We start from the raw sequence: 25066 nt of genomic DNA, 5'->3' as shown, positions 1-25066 counted from the left end.
CATGCTCAAGGTCTCGTCCGTCCTGGAGTTGATGAAGAACACCCCCCTGGTCTCGCTGCGGGGCCGCGCCGTGAACCGGCCGCGCGCGACGCTGTGGGGCAAGCTGGAGCTGTCCATGCCCGGGCAGATGAAGGACCGGGTCGCGCTCAAGATGGTGACCGACGCGGAGGCCCGGGGCGACCTCCAGCCCGGCGGCACCATCGTCGAAAGCTCCTCCGGCACCATGGCGGAGGGCCTGGCCCGCGTGGGCACCCTCAAGGGCTACCGGGTCATCATCGTCACCGACCCGCGCATCGACGTGAGCACCGCCGCCAAGCTGCGCGCGCTGGGCGCGGAGGTCCTGGTGGTGGACGCCTACCACCCCACGGGCGGCTGGCAGCAGTCGCGGCTGGAGCGCCTGCGGGACGTGCTGCGCGATGTGCCCGGCGCCTTCTGGCCGCGCCAGTACGACAGCCCCAGCAACCCGGGCGCGTACAACAGCGCCATGGCCCAGGAGCTGGCCGAGGCGCTGGGCGGCAACATCGCCGCGCTGGTGGCCAGCGTGGGCAGCGGCGGGTCCCTCAGCGGGACGGCCGCCGCGCTCAAGCAGCGCCTGCCGCACGTGCGCGTGGTGGCCGTGGACGCGGTGGGCTCCGTGCAGTTCCACCAGCCCAACCGCCCCCGGCTCCAGAGCGGCCACGGCAACAGCATCATCGCGGGCAACATCAACTACCGCGTCATCGACGAGGCCCACTGGCTGTCTGACGGCGAGGTGTTCCAGGGCTGCCGCGAGCTGGCCCGGCGCGAGGGCATCTTCGCGGGCGGCTCGTCCGGCGCGGTCTACATCGTGGGCTCGTGGCTGGCGGAGCAGTTCGGCCCGGACGCCCACGTCGTGGGCATCTTCCCGGACAAGGGCGACCGCTACGGGGAGACCATCTACTCGGACGACTACCTGGCGAAGCACCACATCGCCGGTCCGGAGTGCGCCGCCGCGGCGGCCCCGCAGGCCATCCGCTACGGCGTGGACGTGGCCGAGCGCTGGAGCCACGCGCCGCTGCCCCACGACGGCGGCGTCCCCTACCACGCGCCCGGCATCACCCTCAGCGGCGACCTCACCCGGGACCTGGGGCTGTGATGCGCGCCCACTTCGCCTTCATCGAGAGCAACACCACGGGCACCGGCAAGCTGGCCGTGGAGCGGCTGGTGGCCCAGGGACAGCAGGTCACCTTCATCACCCGTCAGCCCGGCAAGTACCCCTTCCTCGCGAAGCTCGCGGGCAGCCCGGGCCTCCAGGTGCTGGAGGCGGACACGAACGACCGGGAGGCGATGGACGCCTGCGTGCGGGCCCTGACGGAGCGCACGCGCGTGGACGCGATGCTGACCTTCTCCACGTTCTACGTGCCCCTTGTCGCGGAGCTGGCCGCCCGGTACGGCTTCCGCTACCTGAACCCGGACGCGGCCCGCATCTGCCATGAGAAGCACGAGTCCCGGAGGGTGCTGCGCGCCGCGGGCCTGCCCACCCCGGACTTCTGGCTCGTCACCTCCGAGGCCCAGGCGCTCCAGGTGAGCCGCGAGGCCACCTACCCCTGCGTGGTGAAGCCCACCGCGGAGAGCGGCAGCACCGGCGTGCGGCGCGTGGACTCGCCCGAGGCGCTGCTCGCGCACTACCGGGCGCTCGCGTCGCGCCGGGTGAACGAGCGCGGCCAGGCGCTGGCCGGCGAGGTGCTGGTGGAGGGCTTCCTCACCGGGCCCGAGTTCAGCGTGGAGACCGTGACGCTCGCCCGGGGCGACACACGCGTCATCGGCGTCACGCGCAAGCACCTGTCCGCGCCGCCCCACTTCGTGGAGCTGGGCCACGACTTCCCGGCACCTCTCGACGCCAGCGAGCGGCAGGCGCTCGAGCGCGCCGTGGTGGCCGCGCTGGACGCGGTGGGCTTCGACCTGGGCCCCGCGCACACGGAGATCCGCCTCTGCCCCCAGGGCCCGGTGGTCATCGAAATCAACCCGCGGCTGGCGGGCGGGATGATTCCGGAGCTGGTGCGCCACGCGACCGGCATCGACCTGCTGACGGTGCTGCTGGAGCAGCTGCTCGGGCGGCCCGTGGACCTGACGCCCCGCCAGGAGGCCACGGCCTCCATCCGCTTCCTCACCGCGCCCGGCGCGGGCCGGCTCGCGGCGGTGCACGGCGTGGAGGGCGCACGTCAGGAGGACGGCGTGCGCGAGGTGTCCGTGGACAAGGCGCCGGGAGTCACCGTGCGTCCGCCGGAGAGCTCCGGAGACCGGCTGGGCCACGTCATCGCGAGCGGCGAGGACCGCGCGCACGTGGAGCGCGCGGTGACGGAGGCGCTGGGGCGGATCCGCTTCGACGTGGTGGCCCCGGAAGCGGCGGCGTGAGGGTCCGCGCGTGAGCCCCCGCCTCGCCAGCCTCGCGGCCGTGGTGCTCACCGCGCTCACCGCCGCCATCGCCCTGCACTTCGCCTCCGCGCCCCGGGCGCTGTCCGCGACAGCGCCCCCGGAGGTGTTCTCCGCGGGGCGTGCGCGCGAGCACCTGGCGCGCATCGCGGCCCGGCCGCACCCCGTGGGCTCTCAGGCCCACCGCGAGGTGCGCGAGTACCTGGTGGACACCGTGCGCGGCCTGGGCGTCACGCCCGAGGTGCAGGCCACGGCCGCCATCCACCCGGACATGGAGGAGAACTCCATCCCGGGCGCCACCGTCCACAACGTGCTCGCCCACGTGAAGGGCCAGGACAGCCGCGGCCTCATCGCCATCGTCGCGCACTACGACTCCGTGCCCACGTCGCCCGGGGCCTCGGATGACGGGGCCGGCGTGGCGGCGATGCTGGAGACGCTGCGGGCGCTGCGCACGGGCCCGCCGCTGCGCAACGACGTCCTCTTCCTCTTCACGGACGCGGAGGAGACGGGGCTCGTGGGGGCACGGGCGTTCGCGTTCCATCACCCGCTGGCGGAGCAGGTGTCCGTGGTCCTCAACTTCGAGGCCCGGGGCTCGCACGGGCCCTCGCTGATGTTCCAGCCGGGCCCCGGCAACCGCTGGCTCATCCAGCACCTGGCGCGCTCGGGGGCGCCCGCCCAGGCCAGCTCGCTGTTCGACGAGGTGTACCGGCGGCTGCAGAACGACACGGACTTCTCCGTCTTCCTCCAGCGGGGGAAGACGGGCCTCAACTTCGGCTTCCTCGACGGGTTCATGCGCTACCACGCGCGCACGGACGACCTCGCCCACTTCGGCCTGGACAGCCTCCAGCACCACGGCGAGGTGATGCTCGCGCTCGCACGGCACCTGGGCGACGACGCGCTGGAGCCCGCGCCCCCGGAGGACGCCGTCTACTTCAACGCCGGGCCCTTCCTCGTGCACCACCCTGCCACCTGGGCCCCGCCCATCGCGCTGCTGGCGCTGCTCGCGGTGGTGGCGGTGCTCGTCATGGGACTGCGCCGTGGCCGGCTGCGCGCGTCCGGGCTGGCGTGGGGTGCGGGTGCGTTGCTCGCGGCGGCGGTGGCGGGCGCGGCGGTGGTGCAGGCCGCGTGGTGGCTGGTGCTGCGCGTCGACGGGGGCCTGGGCGTGCTGCCGCAGGGCGACGCCTACCACGGCGACTTCTTCATCGCGGGACTGCTGGCGCTCACGCTGTCGGCGGTGGTCGGCGTCCAGGCACTCTTCCTGCGCAGGGCACGCGCGGAGGAGCGGGTGGCGGTGTCCGTCCAGTCGCTCTCCCCGCACGGGGCACTCGCGGAGGAGCGGGTGGCGGGGGCCGGCGTCCAAGCGCGCTTCCCGCGAGGGGCGCTCTCGGAGGAGCTGGTGGCGGGGGCGCTCTCGGTGTGGGCCGTGCTGGGCGTGGCCAGCGCATTCGTGGCGCCGGGCCTCAGCTACCTGTTCGCGGTGCCCGCACTCTTCGGCGCGTTGGCGCTCGGAGGACGGCTTCGCGGGCCGACGGTGCAGCCCTCCGCGCGAGGCCGGCTGCTGCTGGCCTTGAGCGCCATTCCGGCCCTGCTGCTGTGGGTGCCGCAGGTGATCAACCTCCATGTCGCGCTGACGCTCGCCCTGGCACCGGTGGCGACGCTGGCGGTGGCGCCCTGGCTCGCGATGCTGTGGCCGCAGGTCTTCGCACCGATGGCGCGGCCCGGCCGGACGGTGGCGCTGCCCGTGCTCGCGCTGGCGTGCGTGCTGCTGGGCGTAGGCGTGGTGCGGGAGCGCTTCGACGCGAGCGACCCGCGCCCCAGCAGCGTCGCCTACGCCGTGGATGCAAACCGGGGCGAGGCGTACTGGCTCTCCAGCGACTTCGAGGTGGACGCGTGGGCCTCGCGCTTCGTGAGCGCGGATGCTCCGGCGCGCCGCCTGGACAGCTACCTGCCCCGCTTCTGGCGCGACGTACGCGTGGCACCCGCGCCACACCGGCCCCTGCCGGCCCCCAACGTGCGCGTGACGAAGGACGAGACGCGGGACGGACTGCGACGGCTGGTGCTCCTCGTGGAGTCCGTGGAGAAGGCGCCGCTGCTCCAGGTCCGGTTCGGCGCGGGCACGCCGCTGCGGGCGCTGACCATCGCCGGCCAGCCGGTGGACTCGAGCGCCGTGGCCCGGCTGCGCGACGTCCCAGGCGGAGGTCTGCTGGAGTACTGGGACGTGCCGCCGGGAGGCCTGCCGCTGGAGCTCACCGTGCCCGAGGGCGCGCGGGTCCAACTCCGCGCGACCGCCGTGCGCTACGACCTGGACCAGGCCCCCGGCACTCCCGCGGCCCAACGTCCGGAGGACACCATGCCGGTGCCCTTCGGCTTCGCGGTGACGGACGAGACGCTGGTGAGCGTGACGGGCGAGTACTGACGCGCTTCAGAGTCCCGGCACGGCCGCGCGCAGCTTCCGCCACAGCACCTGGATGACGGCGGGATAGCCAGCGCGGATGAAGAGGTGTCCCCCGGGCAGCATGTGCTGGGAGAACGCGCCGCGCGTCCGCTCACGCCACGCGCCCAGCTCCTCCCGGGAGACGGCCGCGTCATCCAGCCCTCCGAAGGCGGAGAGGGGAACGTCCACCGGCTCACCGGGCCCGGGGGCCGCGCTCTCCGCCAGCTGGAGGTCCGCGCGCAGCAGGGGGCCCCACGCGTCCAGGAGCCCCGCGTCCGGGAGCCCGTCGAAGGCCCCCGCGCCCAGCTGCCGCACCACCTGGAGGAACTCCGGCTCCGGCAGCGCGTGCAGCAGGGGGCCCGTGCGCGGCAGGCCGGGCGCGGGCGCGCCGGACACGAAGAGGTGCAGCGGCGCGGGCCCGCCTCGCTGGCGCAGGCGCCGCGTCCACTCGAAGGCCACCAGCGCCCCCAGGCTGTGTCCGAAGAAGGCGAACGGCCGGTCCTCCAGCCAGGGCGACAGCGCCGCGTCCATTTCCTCCAGCAGCGCGGGCAGCGACGTGAAGGGCGGCTCCGCCAGGCGCTCCTCGCGTCCTGGCGGCTGCACCGCGGCCAGCTCCATGCCCTCCGGCAGCACGCCGGCCCAGGGACGGAACACGGACGCGCCACCGCCCGCGAACGGGAAGCAGAACAGGCGCACCCGGGTGCCGGCGCGGGCCCGGTGCAGGGGCAGCCAGGAGGAAGTCACCCCTCCCTTCTACCCTTCCCCCCCGCACCCCTGGAATCATGGCCCCATGGCTCCCTCCAAAGAACTGCATGAAGCCAACCGGCGCTCGTGGAACGAGGCCACCCCGGCACACAACAGCCACAAGGGCGACCAGGCCCGAGCGCTGCGCGAAGGCCACTGCACCCTCTTCCCCGAGGAGCGGGAGCTGGTGGGGGACGTGCGGGGCCGGTCGCTGGTGCACCTCCTGTGCAACAGCGGGCAGGACACGCTGAGCTTCGCGGCCCGGGGCGCGCGGGTGACGGGCGTGGACATCAGCGACGAGGCCATCGCGTTCGCGCGCTCGCTCTCCGACGCGTCCGGCCTCCCGGGCACCTTCGTGCGGCAGGACGTCTACGACTGGCTCGCCGCCGCCTCCGCGGAGGGCACGCGCTACGACGTCGCCTTCTCCTCCTACGGTGCGATGTGCTGGCTGTCCGACCTGGGCGCGTGGGCCCGGGGACTCGCGGGCGTGCTCGCGCCGGGAGGCCGCTTCGTCGTCGTCGACTTCCATCCGCTGGCGCTCACGCTCGACGAACAGTGGAGGCTCCACTACCCCTACGGTGGAGGCGTGCACGTGGAGACCTCTGGCGTGACGGACTACGTCGCGCAGGCGCAGGACGCGCTCGTGCCCTGGGGCTTCCAGGACGGCGTGAAGGACTTCCGCAACGCGCACCCGGACCACACGTTCCAGTGGGGACTGGGGGAGATCATCACCGCCCTGTTGTCCGCGGGCCTGCGGCTCGAGGCCCTCCGCGAGTACCCGTACGCGAACGGCGCGCGCCTCTTCCCGCGCATGCGCGAAACAGAGGGCCGCCGCATGTGGCCACCAGAGGAGTTGCCCACCATCCCGCTGATGTTCGGACTCGTGGTGATCAAGCCAGCTTGAGCCCCGCGCCTACCCGGCACCTCCTTGTTCGCATCCTGGAATTTGTCTATTTCCAGACAGGTGGGGATTTCCATCCGTGTGCGGGGACTGCACAAAGAGTTCGGTGATGTGGCTGCCGTTCGGGGCCTCGACCTGGAGGTCCGCACCGGCGAGTGCTTCGGACTCCTGGGCCCCAACGGCGCGGGCAAGACGACGACGCTGGAGATCCTCGAGGGACTCCAGACGGCCACCCGCGGCGAGGTGGAGGTGCTGGGGCGCACCTGGGAGAAGGCCGGGAACGCGCTGCGCGAGCGCATTGGCGTGGTGCTCCAGGAGAACCTCCTCTCCGACAAGCTGACGGTGCGCGAGACGCTGGAGCTCTTCCGGTCCTTCTATTCGCAGGGACCGGACACGGAGGAGCTGCTGGCGCTGCTCCAGCTCACGGACAAGTCCGACAGCTGGGTGGTGCGGCTGTCCGGCGGCCAGCGGCAGCGGCTGTCCATCGCGTGCAGCCTGGCGGGCGACCCGGAGCTCATCTTCATGGACGAGCCCACCACGGGCCTGGATCCGCAGTCGCGCCGGGCGCTCTGGCAGCTCATCTCCGCGTTCCGCGCGCGCGGGCGCACCGTGGTCTTCACCACGCACTACATGGACGAGGCGGAGCAGCTCTGCGACCGCGTGGCGGTGGTGGACAAGGGCCAGGTCATCGCGGTGGGGACGCCCGCGGAGCTGGTCGCGTCGCTGGGCGGCGAGCACGTGGTGGAGCTCACCACGCAGCCCGCGCTGGGCCCGCCGGACTTCGAGTCCGTGGCCGGGGTGACGGCCGCGCGCACCACGCTCACGGGCCGCCTGGCGCTGTCGGTGTCGCGGCCCCACCTGGCGCTGCCCGCCATCCTCGCGCGCATCGCGGAGCGCGGCGCGGAGCTGTCCGGGCTGACCACGCGCAACGCCACGCTGGAGGACGTCTTCGTGTCCCTGACGGGGAGGAACCTTCGTGACTGAGCCCACCATGGACGCGGCCGCTGGCGCGCGGCCCGCGCGGGGACGGCGCATGCCGCCGCTGGCGCGCCTGACGCTCACCCGGTTGCGGGAGTTCATCCGCGAGCCGGGCACGATCTTCTGGACGTTCGTCTTCCCCATCCTCCTCACGGTGGCGCTGGGCAGCGCGTTCAACCACGGCGTGACGCCGCGCACGCGCGTGGCGGTGGTGGACGGGCCCGGCGCGGAGCGCATCGCCGCGGCCCTGGCCGCCCACCCGAGCCTCACGCCCGAGCGCGTCCCGGCCTCCGACGCGAACGCGGGCCTGCGGACCGGCCGGTTCGCGCTGCAGGTGACGCCTCCGGAACAGACCGGGGGCGCGCTGGCCTACCGCTTCGACCCCACCCGCCCGGAGTCTCCCGCCACGCGCACCTTCGTGGACGACGTGCTCCAGCGCGACGCCGGCCGCGCCGACGCGCGCCCCGTGAAGGACGACGCGGTGAGCGCGCCCGGCACGCGCTACGTGGACTGGCTGGTGCCCGGCCTCGTCGGCATGAACGTGATGGCCGGCAGCATGTGGGGCATCACGTTCGTCATCGTCCTGGCCCGGCAGCGCCGGCTGCTCAAGCGCTTCGCGGCCACGCCCATGCGCCGCCCGGAGTACCTGCTGTCCTTCGCGCTGGCACGGGTGGTGTTCGTGCTGTGCGTGGACCTGCCGCTCGTGCTGGGCTTCGCGCGCGTGACGTTCGGCATGCCCATCCACGGCTCGCTCGCGGCGGTGGCGGCGGTGGCCCTGGCGGGGACGTTCGCCTTCAGCGGGCTGGCGTTCCTGTGCGCCTCACGCGCGCGCACCAGCGAGACGGCCGTGGGCCTCATCAACGTGGTGATGGTGCCCATGATGGGGCTTGCGGGCATCTTCTTCGCCTCCAGCCACTTCCCGGACGCGGTCCAGCCGCTCGTCCGGGCGCTGCCCCTGAGCGCGATGAACGCCTGCATGCGCGCCGTCATCAACGAAGGCGCGCCGCTGTCCGCGCTGCTGCCGGACCTGGCCATCCTGGGCACGTGGGGCTCCGCGTGCTTCGCCCTGGCCGTGCGCCTGTTCCGCTGGACCTGAGCACCTCTCCCATGTCTTCCGTTCTCCGTCCGCGTTCCACGGCGCCCGTCGTCATGGGGCTCCTCACCCTGCTCTGGGCCTCCTCTCCGCGCGCGGAAGGGCCGCCCGCGTCCAGCGCCATCCAGGCCCGGCGCACGCTCAAGCCCATCCAGTTGGACGGCCGGCTGGACGAGGCGGAGTGGGCGCTGGCGCCGCTGTTCGACCGCTTCGTGCAGACCTTCCCGAAGAACGGCGCGGCGCCCAGCGAGCGCACCGACCTGCGCGTCCTCTACGACGACGACAACCTCTACGTCGGCATCCTGGCGCGCGACTCGCAGCCCCTGCTCATCAACCGCCAGCTGGGGCGCCGGGACCGGCCTCCGGAGTCCGACTCCGTGACGGTGATGGTGGACAGCGCGCACGACCACCGCACCGCGTACGCGTTCACGGTGAACGCGGGCGGCATCCTGCGGGACGTCCTCTACTTCGAGGACATCAAGTACACCGAGGACTGGGACGCGGTGTGGGACGGCGCCGCCGCGGACCTGCCGGACGGGTGGTCCGCGGAGCTGGTCATCCCCCTGCACCTGCTGCGCTTCCCGGAAGCGCCCACGCACACCTTCGGGCTCGCGGTGCGCCGCAACCTGGCCCGCACGCGGGAGGTCATCGACTCCACCCTCCTGCCGCGCAACGACAACGCCTTCGTGTCCCGCTTCGGGCACCTGGAGGGCCTGGAGCGCATCCCGTCCCGCGGCGGCGTGCAGCTGACGCCCTACGTCGCCGCGCGCTTCGGCATGAGCCCCCGCTACGCGGACCCGGCGCGGCCCTCGCCCCGGCTGGGCTCCCCGTCCGCGGACGTGGGCGTGGACCTGCGCGCGGCGCTCACCAGCGACCTGACGCTCACCGCCACGGTGAACCCGGACTTCGGCCAGGTGGAGGCGGATCAGCTCATCCTCAACCTCAGCACCTTCGAGCAGTTCTTCCCGGAGAAGCGCCCCTTCTTCCTCCAGGGCATGGACGTCTTCCAGCCGGTGGGGGACTCCTCGCAGACGCTCTTCTACACGCGGCGCATCGGCCTGCAGACGCCCATCCTGGCGGCGGTGAAGCTGACCGGAAACCTCACCGACACGCTCCAGGTGGGAGTGCTGGACGCGGTGGTGATGGGCCCCTCCGCGCCCAGGACAGGCCTGGTGGACGCGGACGGCGAAGCGCTGCCGGACCGGCGCATCCGCTTCCACCCGTCCCGGCCGCTGCACCTGGGCCCCAACAACGAGCTGCCCGCGCAGGCGGGCGCCGCGCAGAACTTCCTCACCGTCGTGCTGCGCCAGCAGCCCGTCACCGGCGTGTCCGTGGGCGGCACCTTCGCGGCGGCCACGCCCCTGTCGGACCTGTGCGCGGGCATCCTGCCCTCGGACCCCGAAGAGCGCGACGCGTGCCGGGTGGCCGGCGGGAACGCGGCGGCGCTGGACTGGGACGTGCGCAGCACGGACGGCGCGTGGGGCGTGCGCGGCCAGCTCACCGGCTCGCGCGTGGCGGGAGGCCCGGAGGCGGGACGTCCCTTGCGCGACGGCACGCTCCTGCGCCCGGGGGACCTGGGCCTGGGCGCCTACGTGAGCGGCGGCAAGCAGGGCGGTGAGCCCTTCCGCTTCGACGTGGGCTACGAGTACCTGTCGCCGCGCCTGGAGCTGAGCACCACGGGCTACCAGCCGACCCAGAACCTCCAGGAGGCGTCGGGCCGGGTGTCCTTCGTGCGGCCCACCGGCTTCGGGCCGCTGCTGGACTTCTCCTCCTCCGTGCAGGGCTTCACCAGCTGGACCACGGACGGGCGCGGCATCCGCCTCAGCCACAAGGTCACGGTGGGCGCGCTGGCCACGCTGCCCGGCTTCCACGCCGTGGAGTGCGAGCTGGGCCAGCTCACCGGGCGCAGCGACATCCGAGAGATTCCCCTCACCGGCATCCCCTACGAGCGCCCGCCGTACCGGTACGCGGCGTGCGCGGGCTCCACGGACAAGAACCGCGCCCTCTCCTTCCAGCTGGACGGCTACGTGGGCCGCATCTCCGCCCCGGCGCCGCTGCCCTCCAAGACGGGCGGCGGCGGCGCGGTCACCATGACGTGGCGCCCCACGCCGCGCCTGGAGACGCAGCTGACCAGCGAGCTGCTGACCAACCTGGACGGGCCCCGCTACGTGGGGGACGAGGACGGCCGGCTCGTGTTCGGCCAGCTGCACCCGCGCGCCATGTCCTTCACGCTGCGCCAGCTGCTGGTGCTCACCCCGCGGCTCACGCTCCAGGCGTACGCGCAGTTCTTCTCCGCGTACGGCCGCTACGGCCCCTTCTTCGAAGGCACCCCGGACACGAACGGCCGGCTGCGGCTCGCGGGGCTGACGCCCACCACGACCGCGCTGGACCCGGACTTCCACGAGTCCGCGCTCAACCTCAACGCCGTGCTGCGTTGGGAGTACCGGCTGGGTTCCACGCTGTACTTCGTCTACTCACGCGCGCAGACGGAGCTGCCCACCACGCCGGGCACCGCGCAGGTGACCCGCCTGGCGCCCAACCAATTGCTGGACGGCGCCACCACGGACACCTGGCTGTTGAAGTGGTCCCACCAGTGGGGGCTTTGAGACGTATCAGGTCCGGCGCCCACCCCATCCCCCGCCGATGCAAGGGATTGGGCGGGCGCCAGCCCTCAAAGCCAACTCAGACAGTGGGCCGTTCGTCTGAATACAGAGAACCCGCCAGGACATCCATGTTCCGGATGGCGCCGCGAATCTCTTCCAGGAAGGGACGGCTCAGGTCTCCCTTCAGGCCATCCGTGCAGAAGCTCTCGTAGATCTCATTGATTGCCTTCTGGAGAAGGGTCGCCTTCTCCATGGGGTTGTCCATGGGCTTGCGGAACTCCGCCTCCAGCCGCGCGAAGGCCTTGAGGCCCTGCTCGTCCACCGCCCGCTCGTTCGCCAGCTTCCAGGCGATGTGCTGGAGGCGGTAGTCGGTGTGGAAGTTCTCCGCCAGGAAGCGCAGGTACTTGTTACGGCGGAAGCGCATGGTCAGCGCCATGCTGGTGTCCATGTACTCGAAGTAGTGCCACATCAGGGCGGGCATGAAGAGCGTCTCGCCGGTGCGCACCACCGCCTGATAACCCCCGACGTAGCGCACGAAGTTGTCATTCTCCTCCTGGCTGAGTCCTTCCGGGCTGAGCGCGCTGTTGTTACGCATGGGCAGGATCTTCCGCGACGACGTGGGCGGGACCAGCACCACGCGTTTCTCCCCCCAGAGCTGGTACTGGAAGATGTTCTTGTAGTCCGCGTCGAAGTGCATGTGGGTGAAGTTGCCCACGTTGCCCAACCACAGCATCGACGTGTACTCGTCGGGTTCCCCCGGGTCCGGATGGCAGTACTCGGGGATCGTGTATCCAGCCTCCACCTTCTGGATCATCGACCGGGGGACCTCCGCGCAGACCAGACGGCTGTCAGGGTCCTTTGCCACCATCTCCAGATAGCCGTTCACCGTGCTCTGGTTCTTTCCGATGTCGGAGAAGGTGAAGTCCTTGGAGATGAGCATCGACAGCATGCGGGTGAAGTATTCCTCGTGGCCCTCCTGCACCACGACGGGCATGTCCCCCAGTTCCTTGCGGGCGATGTCCAGGCTGGACAGCCGCCGGATGGGCTGTCCGTCGAACAGGTTCGTGATGATGACGGGCTTCTGCTTCCGCACGTACTCGTCGAGGAAGACTTCGCGAGTAGGGGCCTTGATGCGCTCGATGTTCTCGTACATCCGCTCTCCTAGAGGGACCCGGTGTTGGAATTGAAACCTGGATGGTTGTCTTTGGGCCGGAAGAAACCAGTCATCAAGGAATTTACAGGGTTCAAGTATATCAATGCAAGATTTGACAGACACACTTTGGCCGTGACACATGAATGCCGTCTTCCAAGCCATACATCGCGTGGAGCCCAACGACATGTCACCGGCGAGCCTGATTGAACTCTTGCGTCTTCGTTCAGCCGAAGCGCCAGGACATCAGGGCTACACATTCCTGGTGGATGGCGAATCCGAGGAAGCGGCGCTCACCTATGGCGAGTTCGACCGGCAGGCGCGTGCCATTGGTGCGTGGCTCCAGGCGAACGGGGCGAGGGGGGAGCGGGCGCTGTTGCTGTTCCCGCCGGGCAACGAATACCTGACGGCCTTCTTCGGGTGCCTGTACGCGGGCGTGGTGGCGGTGCCGGCGTATCCGCCGGACGTCATGCGCCTCAACCGCAGCCTGCCGCGCCTGGAGGCGATGGTGCGCGACGCGCGGGCGCGCTTCGTGCTCACCACGGAGATGATCCACGGCATGGCCGGGATGCTCTTCGAGCAGGCGCCGGAGTTGGCGGGGCTCACCTGGGTGGCCACGGACGCGCTGGCGCCGGGGCTGGAGGACGGCTGGAAGGACCCGGGCGTCACGGGGGACGCGCTGGCGTTCCTCCAGTACACGTCCGGCTCCACGGGCAGCCCCAAGGGCGTGATGCTGACGCATCGCAACCTGCTGGCGAACCTGGCGCTCATCCACCGCGCGTTCGGCCACTCGCGCGACAGCCGGGGCGTCATCTGGCTGCCGCCGTACCACGACATGGGGCTCATCGGCGGGCTGCTCCAGCCGCTCTACGGCGGCTTCCCCGTCGTGTTGATGTCGCCCATCGCCTTCCTGCAGCGCCCCTTCCGCTGGCTGCAGGCGGTGTCGCGCTACGGGGCCACGACGAGCGGCGGCCCCAACTTCGCCTACGACCTGTGCGTCCGGAAGGTGAGCGCGGAGGAGCGCGCGACGCTGGACCTGAGCCGCTGGAAGGTGGCCTTCAACGGCGCGGAGCCCATCCGGCCGGAGACGCTGGAGCGCTTCCACGAGGCCTTCGCGCCGCAGGGCTTCCGCAGGGAGGCCTTCTACCCCTGCTACGGGCTGGCCGAGTCGACGCTCATCGTCACCGGGCACGCGCTGGGCACAGCGCCGGTGACGGACGGCGTGAACCTGGTGGGCTCCGGACGGGTGCTGGAGGGGAACACGGTGCGGCTGGTGGACGCGCGCACCGCTCGCGAGTGCGCGCCCGGCGAGGAGGGCGAAATCTGGGTGGCGGGCGCCAGCGTGGGCCAGGGCTACTGGGAGCGCCCGGAGGAGAGCGCGCGCGTCTTCCACGCGCGGGTGGAGGGCGGGGGCTCGGACGACGCGCGCTACCTGCGCACGGGCGACCTGGGCGTGCTGCGCGGCGGCGAGCTGTTCGTCACCGGGCGCATCAAGGACCTCATCATCCTGCGCGGGCGCAACCTGTACCCGCAGGACGTGGAGTCCACCACGGTGCGCGTGCACCCCGCGCTGCGGCCGGGCTGCACCGCGGCGTTCTCCGTGGAGCTGGAGGGCGAGGAGCGGCTGGTCGTCGTGCAGGAGGTGGACGCGCGCCACGCCGGCACGGACCTGGAGGCGCTGGCCCGGAGCATCCGCGAGGCCGTGGCGCTGGCGCACGACGCCCAGGCGCATGACGTGGTGCTCATCCAGGCGGGCTCCCTGCCGAAGACCTCCAGCGGCAAGGTGCAGCGCTACGCGTGCCGTCAGGCGTGGCTCGCCGGGGAGCTGGAGGTGCTGGGCCAGAGCACGCTCCAGGCCTCCGTTCCGCCCGTGCCCACGCTGCGTCCGGAGCAGCTGCTCGCGCTCCCGGAGCCGGAGCGCGCGGCGCTCCTGGAGGCGTCGCTGGTGGACGCGGTGGCCGCGCGGCTGCGCCTTCCCCGCGCGCACGTCGACGCGGAGCGGACGCTCATCAGCCTGGGGCTGGACTCGCTGGCGACGGTGGAGCTCAAGAGCGACCTGGACGCGTGGCTGGGCACGGATACGTCCCTGGCGCGGCTGATGGACGCGGTGAGCCTGCGGGCCCTGGCGCGGGAGCTGGTGGGCACGCTGGGGCAGCGGCCCCTCGCGCCCGTGGCGTCGGGGGACGCGCTGGGGCGCCACCCGGTGTCCGAGGGACAGAAGGCGCTCTGGCTGGCGCAGCTCCTGGCGCCGGACAGCACCGCGAACCACCTGGCCTTCGCGGTGCGCTTCCACACGCCCGCGGACGTGCCCACGCTGCGCGAGGCGCTGGCGCGGCTGGTGGCGCGGCACCCGGCCCTGCGCACCACCTTCCACCTGGAGCGCGACGGTGAGCTCGTGCAGCAGGTGCACCCGGCCCTCCAGTTGGAGCACGGCAAGCTCGTGCAGCGGGCGGACGCGGCCCCGAACACCACGCTCCACCTGGAGCACGGTGAACTCGTGCAGCGGGCGGACACGGCCAGGAGCGGAGGGCTCCTGGAGGACGCGACCTCGCTTCCGCTGGAGGACGCTCCGCTGCGGCGCGCGCTGGCGGCGGACGCGTCACGCCAGTTCTCGCTGGAGAAGGGGCCGCTCTTGCGCGCCTCGCTGTACGCCCACGCTGGCGGCGGCCAGGTGCTGCTGCTCGCGGCGCACCACCTCATCCTGGACCTGTGGTCGCTGGCGCTGCTCGCAGAGGAACTGCACGGGCTCTACCCCGCGTTGAAGGAGGGACGGGACTCCGCGTCCCCCGCTCCGGCCCTGCGTCCGTCGGACTTCGCCCGCTGGCAGCGCCCGTTCCTGGAGGGCCCCGAGGGCGAGCGGCTGTTCGCGTACTGGCGCCAGCGGCTGGACGGCGTGCCGGACGTGCTGGAGCTGCCCACCGACCGCGCCCGTCCCCCGGTGCGCGCGTTCCGGGGCGCCGCGTGCACCTTCCGGCTGGACGCGGACCTGACGCGGCGGCTGCGCGCGCTGGCGCGCGAAGAGGGCACGACGCTGTTCTCGCTGCTGCTCGCCGCGTGGCAGGTCCTCCTGGCCCGGCACGCGGGACAGGAGCGCTTCGCGGTCGGCTCGCCCGCGGTGGGGCGCACGCGCTCGGGGTTGGAGGACGTCGTCGGCTACCACGTCAATCCCGTGGCGCTGGTGGCGGACCTGTCCGGGGACCCGCCGTTCCGCGCGCACCTGGGCCGGGTGCGGCGCACGGTACTGGAGGCGCTGGAGCACCAGGAGTATCCGTTCCCCTTGCTCGTGGAACGGCTGCGGCGTCCGCGCGACGCGAGCCGGTCTCCGTTGTTCCAGGCGGTGTTCGCCTGGGAGCAGCCCCACCAGCGCGAGGAGCTGACCCCGCTGGTGCTGGGCCTTGCCGGCGTGCGCGTGCGCTTCGCGGGTCTGGAGGCGGAGAGCGTGCCAGTGGAGCTGGGCACCGCGCAGTTCGACCTCGCGCTCCAGATGGCGGATGCGCCGCGCGGGTTGGACGGCGCGCTCCGCTACGACACGGACCTCTTCGACGCGGACACGGCTGGACGCATGGTGGCGCGCCTCACGTGCCTGCTCGCGGGCATCGCGGCGGACGCGGACCAGCGCGTGTCGGCCCTGCCGCTGCTGCCGGACGCGGAGCAGGCGCGCGTGCGGACGTTCAGCGCGGGGGCACTGGCGCCCGCGTCCTTCACTCCCGTTCACCACGCCATCGCGGCACGTGCCGTGATCGCGCCCGACGCGCTGGCCATCGCTTCGGACGGGCGACAGTGGTCGTACGGAATGCTGGAGCGCCAGGCCCACGCACTCGCGCACCGGCTGCGCCAGCTGGGCGTGGGTCCGGACGTACGCGCGGGCGTGCTGATGCACCGCTCGCCCGAGCAGGTACTGGCGCTGCTGGGCATCCTCAAGGCGGGCGGCGCGTACGTGCCGCTGGATCCGGATGCACCGCGGGCGCGACTTGAGGCGCTGCTGGAGGACGTGGGCGCGGCGGTGGTGCTCACGACGCCGGCACTGCGCTCACGGCTGCCCGCGTCCACGCGGGTGCTGGACGACGTGACGGCCCCGGTCCACGACGCACTGGACACCGCGCTGGACGTCACGCCCGTCGCGGACCACCTCGCCTACGTCATCCATACGTCCGGCTCCACCGGGCGGCCCAAGGGCGTGCAGCTCACGCACGGTGGCCTGGCCCACTTCGCGGGTTGGTACCAGCGGACCTTCGCCCTGTCGCCCCAGGACCGGGCCACGCACCTGTCCACGCCGGTCTTCGACGCGTCCGTGCTGGAGGTGTGGCCCGCGCTCATCGCGGGTGCCAGCCTGCACCTGCCCGGCGATGACGTGCGCGCACTGCCGGAGCGGCTCGTCGGGTGGCTCGCCGCCGAGCGCATCACCCACACCTTCCTCACCACGGCCCTGGCGGAGGGCGTGCTCGGCCAACAGTGGCCCCAGTCGCTCGCCCTGCGCGAGCTGACCACCGGCGGCGACCGGCTGCGCCAGCGGCCCTCCGCGCACACTCCCTTCCGCGTCACCAACCTCTACGGCCCTACCGAAGGCACCGTGGCCGCCACCTTCGCCCCGGTCGGATCCGCGGATGTGGAGTCTGGACTCCCCACCATCGGCCGGCCGCTGGACGGCGTGCACGTGCACGTGCTCGACGCAGGGCTGCGGCCCCAGCCGCTGGGCGTCGCGGGCGAGCTGTGCATCGGCGGACCGGGCGTGGCGCGGGGCTACCTGGACCGCCCCGGCCTCACCGCCCGCGCCTTCGTGCCGGATCCCTTCAGCACGGTTCCCGGCGCGCGTCTGTACCGGACCGGGGACCTCGCGCGCCTGCTGCCGGACGGCGAACTCCAGTTCCTGGGCCGGCTGGACCATCAGGTGAAGCTGCGCGGCTTCCGCATCGAGCTGGGGGAGATTGAAGCCGTCCTCCAGCGTCACCCGGACGTGCGGCAGTGCGTGGTCGCGGTGCGCGACGAGGCGCCCGCTGGCAGGCGCCTCGTCGCCTACGTCGTCGCCGCGCCGGACTCAGCGCTCACCGGCTCCACGCTGCGCGAGCACGTGCGCCGCGAGCTGCCGGAAGTCATGTGCCCCGCGGCCTTCGTGCTCCTGCCCGCGCTGCCGCTGACCCCCACGGGCAAGGTGGACCGTCAGGCCCTGCCCGCGCCCGAGCTGGAGCGCTCCACGTCCTTGGAGGACACGACGCCACGCACCGCCACGGAGCAGAAGCTCGCGGACCTCTGGGCGGAGCTGCTCGGCGGGGCCGTGGGCCTGCACGAGGACTGGTTCGCGCTGGGCGGCCACTCGCTGCTGGCCGCGCGACTGCTCGCTCGCGTGCGCGAGGTGTTCGGGGTGGAGCTGCCCCTGCGCACGCTGTTCGAAGCGCCCACGGTGGCCTCGCTCGGCGCGCGCATCGACGGAGGCGTGCGTGCTCCGGCGCGCGGTCCCGCGCTGACGCACCGGACGGACCGAGCGCCGGAAGCGCCGCTGTCCTACGCTCAGGAGCGGCTGTGGTTCCTGGACCAGCTGGAGCCCGGCGACGCGCGCTACCACCTGCCCGCGGCGGTCCGCCTCCAGGGTCCGCTGGACGTCGCGGCACTGCGCCGAGGCCTGGATGAAGTGGTCCGCCGCCACGAAGCGCTGCGGACCACCTTCTCCCAGCACCAGGGCCGCACCGTGCAGCGCGTCCACGCGCACGTCCCCCTTGAACTGCCCGAAGTGGACCTGGGCAGCCTGTCCCCGGAGGCGCGCGACGCGCGGGTGCGCCAGCTCGCGAAGCATGAGGCTCGCGCTCCGTTCGCCCTCGCCCAAGGTCCCCTGTTGCGGGCACGGCTGCTGCGGCTGGGTCCGGACGAGCACGTCCTGCTCCTGACGCTCCACCACATCGTCGCGGATGGCGAGTCCGTCACCGTGTTGCTGCGGGAGCTGGGGGCGCTGTACGCGGCGTTTTCCACGGGCGCCCCTCCGGCGCTCGCGCCCCTGCCGCTCCAGTACATCGACTTCACGCTGTGGCAGCGGGAGTGGCTGGCGGACGGCGTGCTGGCGCGGCAGCTCGCGCACTGGAAGCAGCGGCTCGCGGGCACCCCTGGTGTCCTGGAGCTGCCCACGGACCGTCCCCGGCCCGCGGTGCGGACACTCGCGGGCGGACGTCACGCGGTCCACCTCCCGGCGGCGCTCGCCGGAGGACTCGCGGAGCTGGGCCGGCGCGAAGGCGCCACGCCGTTCATGACGCTGCTGGCGGCGTTCCAGACGCTGCTGCTGCGCTACACGGGCCAGGACGACCTCGTCGTGGGCTGCCCGCTGTCCAACCGCACGCGCGTGGAGACCGAAGGCCTCATCGGCTTCTTCGTCAACACGCTGCCCCTGCGCACGGACGCCTCCGGCAACCCCACCTTCCGCCAGCTGCTGGGCCGGGTGCGCGAGTCCGTGCTCGCGGCGCACGAGCACCAGGACGTGCCCTTCGAGAAGCTGGTCGAAGCGCTCGCGGTGGAGCGCGACCTGGGCCGCACGCCGCTCTTCCAGGTCGCGTTCTCCTACCAGGACGCGCCCCTGCCCTCCCGCGCCCTCCAGGGGCTGCGCCTGACGCTCCTGGAATCCGAGTCCGCTCCGGCGAAGTTCGACCTGGACCTCGCGCTGGAGCGCGGCGAGGACGGCGGGCTGACCGCGCGCTTCGAGTACGACGCGGACCTCTTCGACGCGGCCTCCATCGCGCGCCTCGCGGGGCACTTCCAGGTGCTGCTCTCCAGCATCGCGGCGGATCCCGACGCCCACGTAGGCGACCTGCCCCTGATGACGGCCGGGGAGCGGCACACGCTGCTCCACGCGTGGAACCCGCGCCCGGTGGCACCGCCATCCCACGTCCCCGTGCACGCGCGCTTCGAGTCCTGGGCGCGGCGCACGCCGGACGCGCTCGCGGTGGCCTTCGCGGGCGAGGCCCTCACCTACGGCCAGCTCGAAGTCCGCGCGAACCGGTTGGCCTGGCACCTGCGCGGGCTGGGCGTGGGGCCTGACGTGCCCGTGGCGCTCTGCATGGAGCGCTCGACCGCGTTCGTCGAAGCCGCGTTGGGCGTCCTCAAGGCAGGCGGCGCCTACGTTCCGTTGGACCCTTCCGCGCCCCCGGAGCGGCTCCAGTCCATCCTGGAGGATGTCCGCGCGCCGGTGCTCCTGTCCTCGCGCGGCACCGCCGCGCTGACGCTCCCACCGGACTGCCGCTGCCTGCTCGCGGAGGACGGCTTCGGCGCCACTGCTGAGCCCGCGAACGCTCCGCCGGAGTTCACGGGTCCGCGCCACCTGGCGTACGTCATCTACACGTCGGGCTCCACCGGCCGCCCCAAGGGCGTGGAGCTGGAGCACGCGGGCCTGGCCCACCTGGTGGACTGGCATCAGCGGACCTACGCGCTGACGCCGGAGGACCGCACGACCCAGGCCGCCGGCCTCGCATTCGACGCCGCGGTCTGGGAGCTGTGGCCCACCCTCGCGGCGGGCGCCAGCCTCCACATCGTGGAGGACGAGGTGCGCGCCATGCCGGAGCGCCTCGTCGCGTGGCTCACCGAGGAGCGCATCACCCGCTGCTTCCTCCCCACGCCGCTCGCGGAGGCGGTGCTCACGCAGCCGTGGCCCGCGCACGCGGCGCTGCGCACGCTCCTCACCGGCGGAGACCGGCTGCACCGGGGCGCACCCGAAGGCACCCCGTTCCAGCTGATCAACCACTACGGCCCCACGGAGTGCACGGTCGTCGCCACCAGCGGCCCGGTCTCTGTTGGCGCGGTGAACCCGCCCATCGGGCGTCCCATCGCGAACACCCAGGCCTACGTCCTGGACGCGCACCAGCAGCCCGTCCCCGTGGGCGTCCCTGGCGAGCTGTGGTTGGGCGGTCTGGGTCTCGCGCGCGGCTACCTGAACCATCCGGAGCTGACCGCGCGCGCCTTCGTGCCCCACCCCTTCGACACGCGCGACGGCGCCCGCCTCTACCGCACCGGCGACCGGGTCCGCTTCCTGCCGGACGGGGCGCTCGAGTTCCTGGGCCGCACCGACGCGCAGGTGAAGCTGCGCGGCCTGCGCATCGAACCCGGCGAGGTGGAGTCGCTCGCGCTGGAGCACCCCGCCGTGCGGCAGGCCATCGCCACGGTCCGCGAGGACGGGCCCCGCGGCAAGCGGCTGGTGCTCCACGCGGTGCTGGCGCCGGAGCAGGCGTGCACGGAAGGCGACCTCAAGGTCCACCTGCGCCGCCGGCTGCCGGAGTCCATGGTGCCGTCCGCCATCATGTTCCTGGACGCGCTCCCGCTCACCCTCAACGGGAAGGTGGACCGGCGCGCGCTGCCCGCTCCGGATGCCACGCCCCGCGCGGACGGCGTGGCGCCCCGCGACGCCACGGAGCAGCGGCTGGCGGACATCTGGACGGAGCTGCTCGGGACGCCCCGGGTGGGCGTCCACGACGACTTCTTCGAACTGGGCGGCAACTCGCTGCTCGCCACCCAGGTCATCTCGCGCGTGCGCGAATCCTTCGGCGTGGACGTGCCCCTGCGCAGCGCCTTCGAGGCGCGCACCGTGGCCGCGCTCGCGCAGGTCGTCTCACGGCAGGCGGAAGTCAGGAAGCAGCCCGTCCTCACGGCGCGCGCGCCAGATGAGGCGCTGCCCCGGGTGGATGGGCTGTCCGAGGCGGAGCTGGACGCGCTCATCGCGGAGCTCGAAAGCGGAGAAATCGAATCATGAGTGACGAGAAGCAGTCCTCCGCGTTGGAGGAGAAGCGCGCCCGCGCCCGGGCCCTCATCCAGCAGCGCGCGGCGAAGCCCCGGGCCTTCCAACCCTCCTTCGCCCAGCAGCGGCTGTGGTTCCTGGACCGGCTGGAGCCGGGCAGCCACCACTACGGCATCCCCTTCGCCGTGCGCCTCAGCGGGACGCTGGAGCGCGGCGCCCTGGAGAAGAGCTTCCAGGAGATCGTCCAGCGCCACGAATCCCTGCGCACGACCTTCCAGGCCCGCGAGGGCGAGGCCGTGCAGGTCGTGGGGCCCGCGCCCGAGCTGCCCTTGCACGTGGTGGACCTGGGCGGACTGGACGCGCGGGAGACCGCGCGCCGCGTGCGCGAACTGACCGCCGAGGACGTGGCCGCGCCCTTCGACCTGGAGCGCGGTCCGTTGATCCGCTGGAAGCTGCTGCGCCTGTCGGACGCCGAGCACATCCTGCTGCTGTCGATGCACCACATCGTCTCCGACGGCTGGTCCATCGGCGTGTTCGTGCGCGAGCTGGCCGAGCTGTACGCGGCCTTCCTCCAGGGCGCGCCCTCGCCGCTGCCGCCACTCAAGGTGCAGTACTCCGACTTCGCCCGCTGGCAGCGCGACTGGCTCCAGGGCGACGTGCTGGAGGAGCAGCTCGCGTACTGGCGCGCGCACCTGGCGGACGCGCCCACCGCGCTGGGCCTGCCCACGGACCGGCCGCGTCCTCCGGCCCAGACCTTCCGCGGCACGCAGCTGCCCCTGGGCGTGAGCCCGGCCGTCACCGCCGCGCTGAACACCCTCTCCCGCCAGGAGGGGGCCACGCTGTTCATGACCCTGCTGGCCGCGTGGCTGGTGCTGCTCCAGCGCTACACGCGCCAGGACGACCTCGTCGTCGGCACGCCCATCGCCAACCGCAACCGCGCGGAGACCGAAGGGCTCATCGGCTTCTTCGTCAACACGCTGCCCCTGCGCACGAACCTCTCCGGCGACCCGCGCTTCACGGACCTGGTGGCCCGCGTGCGCGAGACGGCCCTGGGCGGCTTCGCCCACCAGGACGTCCCCTTCGAGAAGCTGGTGATGGACCTGCGCGTGAAGCGGGACCTGAGCCGCTCGCCGCTCTTCCAGACGATGTTCGTGCTCCAGAACGCGCCGCTCCAGCCGCTGGCGCTCCCGGGGCTCACGCTCACGAACCTGGACCTGGAGACGGACACCGCCAAGTTCGAGCTCACCCTCACGCTGGTCGAGACGTCGGGCGCGCTGACGGGCTGGCTCGAATACAACACGGACCTCTTCGACGCCTCCACCGCCGACCGGCTGGCGCGGGCCTACGAACGCCTGCTGGAAGGCATCACTGCGGATCCGCGGCGCCGCGTCTCCGAGCTGCCGCTGCTGGACGCGGCCGGACGCCAGCAGGCGCTGGAGTCCTTCCACCCGCCCGCGGTGCCGCTGTCCCCGCGCCCCCTGCACGTCCTCTTCGAGGAGCAGGCACGGCGCACGCCGGACGCCATCGCGGTGGAGTGCGAGGACGAGCACCTCACGTACGCGGAGCTGGAGCGCCGGGCCAACCGGCTCGCGCACCTGCTGCTCGCGTCCGGGCTGGAGCCCGAGGAGCGCGTGGCGTTGTGCCTGCCCCGTTCGACGGAGGTGCTGGTGGCGATGCTCGCGGTCATGAAGGCCGGCGGTGCCTTCGTGCCGATGGACGCCGGAGCCCCCACGCAGCGGCTGGCCCTGATGGTCGCGGAGTGCCGCGCCCGCTACGTGCTCGCGCCCCCCTTGCTCGCGGTCAAGCTGCCGGTGCCGCCGGAGGCGCGCCTGGAGCCCGGCGCGTGGCGGCAGGAAGGCCTTCCGGAGACGCCTCCCGCGCGGACCGTCCACCTGGAGCAGCTGGCGTACGTGGTCCACACCTCCGGCTCCACCGGCGTGCCCAAGGGCGTGATGATCGCCCATGCGGGCATCGCCAACCGGATGCTCTGGGAACAGCACGCGCTGCCCATCGGACCGGAGGACCGCGTCCTCCAGGTGGCCTCGTTCGGCTTCGACGCCTCCATCTGGGAGTTCTTCCGCGCGCTGCTCGCGGGGGCCCGCGCGGTGATGGTGCGCGACGGCGCGCACCAGGACAGCCGCTACATCGCGGACCTCATGGCCCGGCGCGGCGTCACGCAGATGAACGTGGTGCCGTCGCTGCTGCGCGTGGTGCTGGAAGAGCCCCGCATGGCGGACTGCCACGCGCTGCGCACGGTGGTCTGCGGAGGCGAGGCGCTGACGACCGACCTGGTGGACCGGCTGGCGGAGCACTCCTCCGCGACGCTCTTCAACTTCTACGGCCAGACGGAGGTGTCCATCGACGCCACGTGGTTCACCTGCGCGCCCGGCATGGCGCGCAAGGCGGTGCCGCTGGGCCAGCCGCTGGGCAACATGAAGATGCACGTGCTGGACGTGCGCGGACAGCCCGTTCCTCCGGGCGCGCCCGGCGAGGTGTACCTGGGCGGCCCGGGCCTGGCCCGCGGCTACTTCCTGCGGCCGGACCTGAGCGCGGAGCGCTTCGTGCCGGACCCCTTCGGCCCTCCGGGCTCGCGCCTGTTCCGCACCGGCGACCTGGCCCGCCAGCTGCCGGATGGCGAGCTGGAGTTCCTGGGGCGCGGCGACCACCAGGTGAAGATCCGCGGCGTCCGCGTGGAGCTGGGCGAGATTGAAGCGGCGCTCCGCCAGCACCCCGCCATCCAGGACGTGGTGGTGCTCGCGCGCGAGCAGGCCGTGGAACCCGGGCCCACCGCGCTGGTTCCGCGCCTGCTCCCGCTGGAGCCGCCCCCGCGCGGCCCGTCCCCTCATCCCCTGCCCTGACCCTCACCCCCTCGCGGAGTAGACACGCCATGCAACGCACCAACCTCCAACTGGCTCCTCAGCATCCGTCGCTGGCCCCGCAGCCCCAGTCACTTCCGGTGGTCTCCTCGCACACCGAATGGGATCCGCTCGAGGAGGTCATCGTCGGCGTCGCGGACGGCGCCACGGTGCCCTCGTGGCACGTGACCCTCAAGTCGACCATGCCCCGCAAGCACTGGGGCTTCTTCCAGGAGCACGGCGGCAAGCCCTTCCCCCAGGACATGGTGGACGCGGCCAACCGCGACCTGGACGAGTTCGCGCACATCCTGGAGGCCGAGGGCATCCGCGTCCGCCGCCCCGAGCGCGTCTCGCACACAAAGCCCTTCTCCACGCCGGACTGGCACTCGCCGGGCGGCCTCTACACGGCCATGCCCCGCGACCTGCTGCTCGTCGTGGGCGACCACCTCATCGAGACGCCCATGCCGTGGCGCTCCCGCTATTTCGAAGTACATCCGTACCGGAAGCTATTGAAAGAGTACTTCCACGCGGGCGCGCGGTGGACCTCCGCGCCCAAGCCGCAGCTGACGGACGAGTCGTTCGACGACACCTGGGAGGTGCCGGGTGACGACGAGCCCATGCGCTACGCCCTCACGGAGTTCGAGCCGCTCTTCGACGCGGCGGACTTCGTGCGCTGCGGCCGGGACCTCTTCTACATCCGCAGCCACGTGACGAACGCGTTCGGCGTGGAGTGGCTGCGGCGGCACCTGGGCAGCGAGTACCGCATCCACGAGCTGAAGTGCCGGGACACCAAGCCCATGCACATCGACACGACGTTCATGCCGCTGGCCCCCGGCAAGCTGCTGGTGAATCCGGAGCGCGTGGACGAACTGCCGCGGATGTTCAAGTCGTGGGACATCCTCCGCGCGCCGCCGCCCTGCGCGTCGGACGACCTCATCCTCTACTTCAGCGGCAAGTGGCTGAGCATGAACATCCTCATGCTCGATGAGCAGCGCCTCGTCGTGGACAAGAACGAGCACACGCTGATCCGCGCGTTCAAGGACTGGGGCTTCAAGCCCATCACCTGCAACTTCACCAACTTCTACCGGCTGGGAGGCTCGTTCCACTGCGCCACGCTCGACGTGCGCCGCCGTGGCGTCCTCCAGTCCTACTTCTGAGCCCGGGCTGCACGCGTCGCATCCCCTCTCCTTCGACAACCCTCCCGAGGACCGCT

12 protein-coding genes are annotated in these 25066 nt (G+C 72.5%); 10 read left to right on the top strand and 2 right to left on the bottom strand.

Annotated elements, in window-relative coordinates; all coding sequences use genetic code 11:
- Positions 1-31: 31 nt before the first annotated feature.
- The 3 genes from D7X30_RS35980 to D7X30_RS35970 are packed head-to-tail and all read left to right on the top strand — an operon-like array spanning position 32 to position 4807.
- A complete protein-coding gene (locus D7X30_RS35980; RefSeq protein ID WP_233592010.1) occupies positions 32-1114 on the top strand; it encodes a cysteine synthase family protein in 1083 nt (360 codons plus the stop codon).
- Entirely contained in the window at positions 1114-2373 is a 1260-nt protein-coding gene (locus D7X30_RS35975; RefSeq protein WP_120567495.1) for an ATP-grasp domain-containing protein, read from the top strand. Before D7X30_RS35980 ends, D7X30_RS35975 begins: the two co-directional genes overlap by 1 nt.
- A gap of 10 nt (positions 2374-2383) precedes the next feature.
- Positions 2384-4807, top strand: a complete 2424-nt coding sequence (locus D7X30_RS35970) for a M20/M25/M40 family metallo-hydrolase (RefSeq protein WP_120567494.1) — start codon at positions 2384-2386, stop codon at positions 4805-4807.
- Positions 4808-4813: 6 nt separating this feature from the next.
- Here D7X30_RS35970 and D7X30_RS35965 read toward each other — a convergent pair whose 3' ends face one another.
- Complete coding sequence (locus D7X30_RS35965) at positions 4814-5569, bottom strand: thioesterase II family protein (protein ID WP_120567493.1); 756 nt, start codon at positions 5567-5569, stop codon at positions 4814-4816.
- Positions 5570-5615: 46 nt separating this feature from the next.
- Between D7X30_RS35965 and D7X30_RS35960 the strand changes: the two genes are divergently transcribed.
- The 4 genes from D7X30_RS35960 (at position 5616) to D7X30_RS42105 (ending at position 11147) form a co-directional block, all read left to right on the top strand.
- Positions 5616-6473, top strand: a complete 858-nt coding sequence (locus D7X30_RS35960; protein ID WP_120567492.1) for a bifunctional 2-polyprenyl-6-hydroxyphenol methylase/3-demethylubiquinol 3-O-methyltransferase UbiG — start codon at positions 5616-5618, stop codon at positions 6471-6473.
- 108 nt (positions 6474-6581) lie between these two features.
- A complete protein-coding gene (locus tag D7X30_RS35955) occupies positions 6582-7454 on the top strand; it encodes an ABC transporter ATP-binding protein (protein WP_233592009.1) in 873 nt (290 codons plus the stop codon).
- Entirely contained in the window at positions 7447-8544 is a 1098-nt protein-coding gene (locus D7X30_RS35950) for an ABC transporter permease (protein WP_233592008.1), read from the top strand. Before D7X30_RS35955 ends, D7X30_RS35950 begins: the two co-directional genes overlap by 8 nt.
- Positions 8545-8555: 11 nt before the next feature.
- Positions 8556-11147 carry a DUF5916 domain-containing protein gene (locus D7X30_RS42105; protein ID WP_158619449.1) on the top strand — a complete coding sequence of 864 codons (2592 nt, stop codon included), beginning with the start codon at positions 8556-8558 and terminating at the stop codon, positions 11145-11147.
- Positions 11148-11223: 76 nt separating this feature from the next.
- On the opposite strand, the gene D7X30_RS35940 is transcribed toward D7X30_RS42105, so the two are convergent.
- Positions 11224-12297, bottom strand: a complete 1074-nt coding sequence (locus D7X30_RS35940; RefSeq protein WP_158619448.1) for a cupin-like domain-containing protein — start codon at positions 12295-12297, stop codon at positions 11224-11226.
- Between the two features lie 184 nt (positions 12298-12481).
- On the opposite strand from D7X30_RS35940, the gene D7X30_RS35935 reads away from it, so the two are divergent.
- Genes D7X30_RS35935 through D7X30_RS35925 form a run of 3 tightly spaced genes read left to right on the top strand, consistent with a single transcriptional unit; the run spans position 12482 to position 25010 of the window.
- The gene (locus tag D7X30_RS35935; protein WP_158619447.1) at positions 12482-21013 is read left to right on the top strand and encodes a non-ribosomal peptide synthetase; all 8532 of its coding nucleotides are present in this window, start codon (positions 12482-12484) and stop codon (positions 21011-21013) included.
- The gene (locus D7X30_RS35930) at positions 21010-23856 is read left to right on the top strand and encodes an amino acid adenylation domain-containing protein (RefSeq protein ID WP_120567488.1); all 2847 of its coding nucleotides are present in this window, start codon (positions 21010-21012) and stop codon (positions 23854-23856) included. Before D7X30_RS35935 ends, D7X30_RS35930 begins: the two co-directional genes overlap by 4 nt.
- A gap of 29 nt (positions 23857-23885) precedes the next feature.
- Complete coding sequence (locus D7X30_RS35925) at positions 23886-25010, top strand: inosamine-phosphate amidinotransferase 1 (RefSeq protein WP_199724642.1); 1125 nt, start codon at positions 23886-23888, stop codon at positions 25008-25010.
- Positions 25011-25066: the final 56 nt, after the last annotated feature.

The sequence above is a fragment of the Corallococcus sp. AB011P genome, from assembly GCF_003611605.1.
Taxonomy (GTDB): Bacteria; Myxococcota; Myxococcia; order Myxococcales; family Myxococcaceae; genus Corallococcus; species Corallococcus coralloides.
This window is presented reverse-complemented; position numbering and strand designations above follow the sequence as displayed.

Coding starts and splice junctions, on each gene's coding strand:
- D7X30_RS35980 (WP_233592010.1), top strand. CDS start 32: ATGAAGAACACCCCCCTGGTCTCGCTGCGGGGCCGCGCCGTGAACCGG.
- D7X30_RS35975 (WP_120567495.1), top strand. CDS start 1,114: ATGCGCGCCCACTTCGCCTTCATCGAGAGCAACACCACGGGCACCGGC.
- D7X30_RS35960 (WP_120567492.1), top strand. CDS start 5,616: ATGGCTCCCTCCAAAGAACTGCATGAAGCCAACCGGCGCTCGTGGAAC.
- D7X30_RS42105 (WP_158619449.1), top strand. CDS start 8,556: ATGTCTTCCGTTCTCCGTCCGCGTTCCACGGCGCCCGTCGTCATGGGG.
- D7X30_RS35940 (WP_158619448.1), bottom strand. CDS start 12,297: ATGTACGAGAACATCGAGCGCATCAAGGCCCCTACTCGCGAAGTCTTC.
- D7X30_RS35935 (WP_158619447.1), top strand. CDS start 12,482: ATGTCACCGGCGAGCCTGATTGAACTCTTGCGTCTTCGTTCAGCCGAA.
- D7X30_RS35930 (WP_120567488.1), top strand. CDS start 21,010: ATGAGTGACGAGAAGCAGTCCTCCGCGTTGGAGGAGAAGCGCGCCCGC.
- D7X30_RS35925 (WP_199724642.1), top strand. CDS start 23,886: ATGCAACGCACCAACCTCCAACTGGCTCCTCAGCATCCGTCGCTGGCC.